Origin of the sequence: Mesorhizobium sp. M7A.F.Ca.ET.027.02.1.1 (genome assembly GCF_004022985.1) — a bacterium.
In the GTDB taxonomy this organism is placed as follows: Bacteria; Pseudomonadota; Alphaproteobacteria; order Rhizobiales; family Rhizobiaceae; genus Mesorhizobium.
On the sequence record NZ_RZOL01000312.1, the window covers coordinates 1 to 7,364 of the forward strand.

A 7,364-nucleotide genomic window follows, 5' to 3' on the forward strand; every position below is an offset into this window, starting at 1 on the left:
CCACCGTGTTGCCGCCCCACAGCACCGCGCCGCCGACGACAGCCGCACCCAGCAGCAATCGCCGCGACAGGCGAAACCCTTTTTGTTCGTCGGCCATGATATCCCCCGTTGGCCAAGGGATAGCGCGGCTTTTTGGCAAAAACCATAGCGATGCCGCCGGACAGCATTCCGCCGGCCGGCCCTGGGGTCCAGCCGGAAGACCTTATCCAGGTCGCCCGGCATCGAGAGCCGACGGATGAAAATGGCCGATCCCCGGAGGGACCGGCCATGAGTGGAACAGGGCTTGTAAAATCCGGTCAGCAGGTCTGCCGACGCACGATGTTCTCGCCTTACGAGGCCTTCTTGATCGACGTCACGATGCCGGTCTTGTCATCGACGGTCACAGCCACCTTGGCGCCGACCTTCAGTTTCCCGATCGTCGCCTCCGGCGACAGCTGGTAGATCTTGCCGTCGTCGAGGGTGATCGACTTGGTCGTCGGGTCGACGGCCTGGATGGTGCCCTGAACGGTCGCGGCATAGGCGGTGCCGAGGAAGGCGAGCAGAGCGGCGGTGGTTGCGAGGGTCTTCTTCATTGGTAAGCACTCCGTGCTGTTTCACTTTTCCGGACCGCCGCCTTGGGAAACGACAGCACCGGACGGCTTGAAACTGGAACGGAAAGCGCTCCCTCCGCAAATCACGTTGGGTGAATTTTCGCAAACAATATCATAGGCTTAATTCCGACATATTGTCTGCGGCCAAGATTATTTCAGGCCGCTTCGGCTCCCCCAATGGCGCACTTCTGTCCACGAAAAGAGTCGTTTAGCCTAGATGTGGCGGGCGGTTTCGATCACGGCGCGGCCGCCGCAATCCGTCTCGGGCGGCATCACGAAACAGACTGCCGACCGGTCTTCGGTACACATTTTGTTTCATGGATCAGTTCAAAACCGCCACTCCAAAGCGGATCAGAACTCGCGCTCCGGTTGCAAATCGGGAACGGATGCAGGATGGTGCGTCGTTACGATGAAGGGGGGCCTTCCATGAAGCTTGCAGTCCGGGCCATGATATCCCTGATGCTCGCGCTTGCTCCGGGATCGGCCGGCGCACAAGGCGCGGATTCGGGCGACGACAAAACGGTTATGTTTGCCAGGGACGATCCCGAGATGGCGGTAGCGACTGCGAAGGCGCATGCCAGCTTGGATGAGTTCCTGGCCCTGGCCGAAGCACCGCCCTCGGGCACGGACAGGTTCAAATTGAAGGTCGAGGTGCGCGATGGGAATGTCCGCGAGCACTTCTGGGTCATCCCGTTCCGCCGCACGGAAACCGGCTTCGTCGGCATATTGGCAAACCAGCCGGAGGCAGTGCGCAATGTCGTCCTCGGCCAGAATATAGAATTCACCAGGGACGATGTTTCCGACTGGGGATACAGACGCGACGGGCGGCAAGTCGGCAGCTTCACCGTCTGTGTGATGTTCAAGAGAATGTCAAAGGATGAAGCGGACTATATGCGTGACAACTCCGGTTACGATTGTTGATCGTATGCTCGGCCGGACTAGCTTGCCTCGTCCCTCCCGCCGATCTTTCGCACCAGCGCCGCCGTCGCCAGCATCGCGCCCATGTCCGATATCATCGGCGCGACATGCCTGCTGTAGTCGAGCGGCACCGAAATATCCGGCAGTTCGAAGAAGTTCTTCGTCTGCGGCAGCAGCAGGAACCCATCGCTGCCATTGAGCGCGACACGGGCCGGATCGTCGGGCCAGGTTTCGCCAAGCCATTTCAGCGCCTGCGCCAGCCGGCCGCTCACCAGTGGCTGTGCCGCTCCGAGATTGTCGGTGCGGAACTCGTAGGCGGCATCGAGCAAAGCATCGCCACTGGACAGCTCCTGCAGCTTGCTGGCGAATATGCCGCGAAAGAAGCTGATGACCGCGTTGGTCCGGCGCGTCGCCACCAATATGCCGGGGAACGGCGCGATGGTCTCGAAGGCGACGATGACGCCCTGGAAAGCGGTCGACGAGCCCTTGCCCGACCCTTCCCGCAGATGCGCCTCGTAGAGTTCGAACGGAAACCCTTCGTAGCGGCCCGCGACGATGTCGTCGAACGCCTGGCGGTTGAACGGACCAACCGCCGTGCGCGGCAACCGGTCGAAGGAATTCGGCGTCACGCCATGCTGGTAGCGCATGTCGGCGATGAAGCCGAAGATGATCGGCAGCAGCGTCTCGCGGAACGATTGCTGCAGCCGCGTCGCCGGTTTCCTGGCCTGGAAATAGAGCAGGATCGAAGCCGCGAAGCCGATCACATAGAGAAATACATGCGGCGTTGAGACCCATTGCTCGTTGGGGTCGGCGACCTTGTTGAACAGCCACGCGACCAGCACCACGGCCACCAGCACCAGCCCCACGAACACCGGCACCCGCCAGCGCACCTGCCGGACCGCCGAAGCCCTCGCCGCTTCATAGGCCTCGATGTCTTTCCGGATGCCGGCGATGACCGTTTCGCTCGGCATGAAATCCGCTGTTTCCACCGCTACCCCCGCAAGCCTCGACAAATTCATGATAGCTGGTTTTGTTCGATGTATCGACTGCAGTGCCTCTTCAACAAATGTCCGCGCCTGATTACCACGTGGTTCCCCCAATCCGTCGCTGCTTCGCAGCGCCACCTTCCCCCCTCCGGAGGGAAAGGAAAGGAGCGTTGCTGGACGAGCGCTGACGGCAAAAGCTTGGCGCCTTTCCTCTACCCCGTCGATCGGGGGAGAGGTGGCTCGGCGAAGCCGAGACGGAGTGGGGGTCGACCAGCGCCGCAAAAGACAATGCATGCGCCAGCCATGGACCCCATAGGCAACGTCTCGTCGCTTGCAGCACTAAGGAAAGACCGCTTTCAGTCGCTCCGCGACCTTGTCACGCACTCGGCCCTCCAATGCCTCCACCACCACCAGCCGCTCATGGTCGCCGGCGCGCAGGCGCATGAAGGGATGCAGACGGTAAGACGCGATCGTCCCGCGCGTACCGGCATCGGCACTGACTTCGACAATGAGGATAGAACCGATGCGACCGGGCCATGGCTGGCGGGCGAAGGCGGTGCCGAGGAAATCGCCGAGCCCATAAGCGACCACCGTCTTGTGGATCCTTTCCACCGGCTGCACGACATGGGCGTGATGGCCGGCGATCAGTCCGACGCCCTGCCCGGCCAGCCGCCTGGCCAGAACTCGCGTCTCGTCGCGCGGAACATGCCGGAACTCCCAGTCCCAATGCGGCACGGCGCAGAGAAGATCCAAGCCAGCGCGCGGCCAGCCCGCCGAATCGCTGTCCATCGAAACGCGCCCCGCAAACAGTTTTTCATCGGCGTTGCGCCACAGCGTGAAGGCGGCAAAGCCTACATTGAGCGATCCAACCTGGACCGGCACAACCGGACCGTCGGCGGCCAGGCCGATCGTGCGGATGCCGAGCCGCAGCAGCGCCGCGATTGTCTCGTCGAAACCGGCGACGCCCTGATCCAGCACATGGTTGTTGGCCAGCGACAGCACGAGCCTTTCCCGCGCAATACCAGCCGCCGCCAGTGCCTCGGCCATAAACGACTCGCTCATGGCATGATGCGTGCCAAGCCTTGTCCCCAGCGCCGCGCTTGGTCTGTCCACCACAGGGCTTTCGCAATTGCCGATCACCAGATCGGCAGCGACGAGCAACGCCTTGATCGCCGGGTCGCAATCCGGCGCGCTGCGGTTGGCCACTGCCGAGATGTCGCCGACAAAGGCAAGCCGCACAGCCTGCTTCGGCGGCGGATCCATCAGCGTCCCGGCCATCGGCGCAAAGTCTCGTGCGTCGCCGACGAGCGACGGCTTCACGAAACGCGGCAGCCAGGACAGCTTGTAGGAAAGCGGATAGTTCGACACGCGATGCCCAATTGTTTGCCCTGTGTAAACCGTCCTCGCGGCGGGTTGAAGCGCAGCGTTGCAAATGGTGTATATTTGCGCGGCGCGACAAATATTGGGGGGAAAAGATGACACGACTGGCAGGCCTGCTGACATCCGCTTTCATTTTGCTCCTGCCGCTGTCTTCCGCGTCGGCGGCAATGCCCGAAGCGGCCACCCGACTGTTCGAGGCGAAGAGCGTGGCCGCGCGCGACGCTGCCCTGTCTATGCTGGAGACCGCCGCGCCAAAAGACCCGGCGTCCGCCTATGCGGCCGGGGCGGGCGAGTTCTTCACCGCACTGGAGATCCTGGCTACCGGCCTGCACCGTCATGGTTTCGAAAGCCCGCAATCCTTCATGCTGCCGCTGATGCGGTTGCCGGTGCCCGATAATCCCAATCCAGAGCCGCTGACTTACGAGCAGTTCCGCGCCATCCTGGTCGGCTTCCGCGACCGGCTGGAGAAATCCGCGGCAACGTTTGCGTCGGTGCCGCCCGATGCCGATATCGGCATGGCGATCGATCTCACCCGTGCAGGCATCGACCTCAACGAGGACGGCACCATCGCGCCGGACGAGAGCATGGCGGCGATCATTGCCGGGTTGTCACGCGGCGGCATTACATCGGACGACGCCGTTCCCACGCTCACCTTCCGTTTCGACCGCGCCGACGGATACTGGCTGCAGGGCTATGCCGAGTTCCTGATGGCGCAGGCCGATTTCTGGCTTGCGCATGATTTCAGGAGCACCTTCGACGGCTCGTTCCACATGCTGTTCCCGCGCGCCAAGCTGCCGTTGCAGGATATTCTGGTGCCGCCGGCCGGCGACATGGGCTCGAGCATCTTCTCCTCGGAATGGCGCATCGCCGATTTCATCTCGATGGTGCATCTCATCAACTGGCCGGTGATCGAGCCGGAGCGCCGTCAAGCAGCGCGCCGCCATTTGCTGGAAATGATCCGGCTGTCGCGCGAGGACTGGAAGGCGATCCGCGCCGAGACCGACAATGACCGCGAATGGCTGCCTGGCCCGCAGCAGAAGGGCGAGAACCCGCTCACCGGCCTCGAAGTCGGCGAGGAGCAGGTTCAGGCCTGGCTCGCCGCCCTGACCATGGCCGAGGATCTCCTGGAAGGCCGCAAGCTGCTGCCGCATTTCCGCGTCACCGCCGGCACAGGCCTAGGCATCAACATGAAGCGCTTCTTCGATGACCCGAAAAACTTCGATCTGGTGCTGTCGATCACCGGCCCGGCCATCGCGCCCTACCTCGAAAGCGGCGAACTCGTGACCAGCGACGATTTCGACCAGATCCAGCGCCAGTTCGGCGGCGGCGGGTTTTTGACGTTTGCGCTCTGGTTCAACTGAGGACGGGCTGCTTCAGGCCCTTCCGCAGGGGAAATCTTGGCAAGACCGGCAACATTTTTACTGGAAGCAGGCGCCTTTCCCAGGCGATGTCTGCTGGCAGTCACCTCACTGCAGATGCCGCGCCAAGGCGCTTCGCAAAAATTAGCAGCGGCTGTTTTGCTTGACTCGGCCGCCAAAAACAGGCAGCAAAACCAGGTCGGAAGGGCGACAACACCACTTTCCTGGCCGTGGACGAAGCCAAATTTGGCCCAAATCCACATCTCGTCGTTGGTTTTGAGAGGAATTGATTAACCAACTTTGTCCATATTTTGAAGCAATCGGCAACCAACTACAGACGCGGCAAACGCGTCGGGGACCACCTGGGATCACTCACAGAATGGTCGTCGCGGCTCTCAAGGCCACGTACGGGGAAACCGATTGAAGCGAGATTGGTTGCATGGCGTTGTTGAGTACACACAAAAAGAACCGGGGACAGCATGAGGGCGGCAAGTTCGTCGATGCTCCGCGTTCCTCTTCCTTCAACGCTGGCCGGGTGGCCCGCTGGGTCGCGCTGCCTTGCGTCAGCACTGCCATCGGCCTTTGGTTGATCGGCACCATGGCCGGCCTCAGTTCCGTCGGCGCCTCGCTGTCGGCGACTTCGGTTGGCCTGCCCCAGACGCTGTCCATGCCGGGATCGCTCGCACTTACCGATCCGCTGAAACAGCACTTCTTGAAAGCCCCCTTCGTGCTGGCCAATGCCAATGGCGGCACTCAGGCCCTGCATGATCATTCAGTGCAGTGCGGCGCCAGCTGTTTCAAGCTGGCCAGGGTAAGCTCGCAGGCGGAAAAATCCGAACGCCTTGTGGCGCAGGCAAAGCCGACGCCCGCCGCCGTGAAGTCGAAGGCGCAGGAGCGCTTTGAACGCATGGAAGCGTCGCTTTCGCCGATGAAGCTGGCCGCTGCCTTTGCCGACGCCGGAAAGCCTGTCCCCAGTGCCAACACCCGCCCGGTGATCTCCACCGTCGCACCGCGAATTGCCGAGGCGTCGCTGGTGCCGTCCGTCCAGGTGACGGCCAGCCTGTCCGATAACATGCCAGTTCCGGCAGCCGAACGTTTCGCCCGGCTGGATACTGGTTCGGTGGTCGTGCAGACCGCACCGCAGCCGATGGGCTTTGCCCAATCCGATACGCCGGACAATTCGCAGTTGGCGCTTGCCCTCGTGCAGTCGCTGCCGGTCGACGCCGAGGCGTTTGCCTCACCGCTGCCGATCGAGGAATCGTCAGCCGATGTCGCGGTGTCACCCGTCGAAACCCAGCAGGACCAACCCGGCGATGCCGCCTCGCTGCCGGACGCGCTGACCGACGACGTGCCGTTGCCGACCCGCCGCCCGCAATTTGACGCGCCGCAGCCCAAAATCGTCCAGCAGGAGCCTAAGTCCGCCCAGCAGCCCAAATCTGTTCAGCAGCCCAAGCCCGTCCAGCAGCCGAAGCCGGCACGCGAGACGGTCCAGCAGGCTCAGCCGGCAAAACCGACGCGGCAAGGCCGGCCGGCCGACGGCGGTGACGTTTTGGCCTATGCCAAGCCCGACACGCCTTCGGGCGGCCTTGGCAAGGCGTTCAGGAACCTGTTCAACTCGCCGGGATCCAGAAGCGGAGCCGGAAATGGCGTCGCCGTCTACGATATCAGCGCGGGCACCGTCTACATGCCTGACGGCTCGAAGCTCGAGGCGCATTCTGGCATCGGCGCCATGACGGACCAGCCGCGCTATGCCAACCAGAAGAACCGCGGGCCGACACCGCCCAACACCTATAATCTGTCGCTGCGCGAGTCGCGCTTTCATGGTGTGGAGGCCTTGCGCCTGACGCCGGTCGATGGCCGCAACAAATACAATCGCGACGGGTTTCTGGCCCATACGTATCTGCTTCGGGGCCGCTACGGCCAGTCGAGCGGCTGCGTCGCCTTCAAGGATTATGCGCGCTTCCTCGCTGCCTACAAGAAGGGCAAAATCAAACGCCTCGTCGTGGTGCCGCGCCTGAACGGGTCGGCTACGCAGGTCGCATCAGCCGCCAGGGGCGTGTAGCGACAAGAGGCTTTCGGGCGCACCTTCCCGCCTGCTCCTGACAGCCTGCTGTCAGGAGCAGGCGGGAAGG

6 protein-coding genes are annotated in these 7,364 nt (G+C 62.8%); 3 read left to right on the forward strand and 3 right to left on the reverse strand.

Annotated elements, in window-relative coordinates; all coding sequences use genetic code 11:
• Positions 1 to 329: 329 nt before the first annotated feature.
• Positions 330 to 572 carry a DUF1344 domain-containing protein gene (locus tag EN749_RS26365; protein ID WP_013530037.1) on the reverse strand — a complete coding sequence of 81 codons (243 nt, stop codon included), beginning with the start codon at positions 570 to 572 and terminating at the stop codon, positions 330 to 332.
• A 444-nt stretch (positions 573 to 1,016) separates the two neighbouring features.
• On the opposite strand from EN749_RS26365, the gene EN749_RS26370 reads away from it, so the two are divergent.
• The gene (locus tag EN749_RS26370; protein ID WP_027039359.1) at positions 1,017 to 1,511 is read left to right on the forward strand and encodes a DUF2314 domain-containing protein; all 495 of its coding nucleotides are present in this window, start codon (positions 1,017 to 1,019) and stop codon (positions 1,509 to 1,511) included.
• 17 nt (positions 1,512 to 1,528) lie between these two features.
• On the opposite strand, the gene EN749_RS26375 is transcribed toward EN749_RS26370, so the two are convergent.
• Entirely contained in the window at positions 1,529 to 2,479 is a 951-nt protein-coding gene (locus tag EN749_RS26375; protein WP_245466242.1) for a hypothetical protein, read from the reverse strand.
• A 354-nt stretch (positions 2,480 to 2,833) separates the two neighbouring features.
• Positions 2,834 to 3,862 carry a CapA family protein gene (locus EN749_RS26380; RefSeq protein WP_128364260.1) on the reverse strand — a complete coding sequence of 343 codons (1,029 nt, stop codon included), beginning with the start codon at positions 3,860 to 3,862 and terminating at the stop codon, positions 2,834 to 2,836.
• Positions 3,863 to 3,969: 107 nt separating this feature from the next.
• Between EN749_RS26380 and EN749_RS26385 the strand changes: the two genes are divergently transcribed.
• Positions 3,970 to 5,235: a hypothetical protein gene (locus EN749_RS26385; protein WP_127408907.1), complete on the forward strand. Its 1,266-nt coding sequence runs from the start codon at positions 3,970 to 3,972 to the stop codon at positions 5,233 to 5,235.
• 436 nt (positions 5,236 to 5,671) lie between these two features.
• Positions 5,672 to 7,294 (forward strand): DUF2778 domain-containing protein, encoded by a 1,623-nt coding sequence (locus tag EN749_RS26390; RefSeq protein ID WP_128364261.1) that lies wholly within the window; start codon positions 5,672 to 5,674, stop codon positions 7,292 to 7,294.
• Positions 7,295 to 7,364 lie beyond the last annotated feature (70 nt).

What these genes read in the sequence shown, in the direction of transcription:
- EN749_RS26365 (WP_013530037.1), bottom strand. Translation starts at nt 572, where the DNA reads ATGAAGAAGACCCTCGCAACCACCGCCGCTCTGCTCGCCTTCCTCGGC.
- EN749_RS26370 (WP_027039359.1), top strand. Translation starts at nt 1,017, where the DNA reads ATGAAGCTTGCAGTCCGGGCCATGATATCCCTGATGCTCGCGCTTGCT.
- EN749_RS26375 (WP_245466242.1), bottom strand. Translation starts at nt 2,479, where the DNA reads ATGCCGAGCGAAACGGTCATCGCCGGCATCCGGAAAGACATCGAGGCC.
- EN749_RS26385 (WP_127408907.1), top strand. Translation starts at nt 3,970, where the DNA reads ATGACACGACTGGCAGGCCTGCTGACATCCGCTTTCATTTTGCTCCTG.
- EN749_RS26390 (WP_128364261.1), top strand. Translation starts at nt 5,672, where the DNA reads ATGGCGTTGTTGAGTACACACAAAAAGAACCGGGGACAGCATGAGGGC.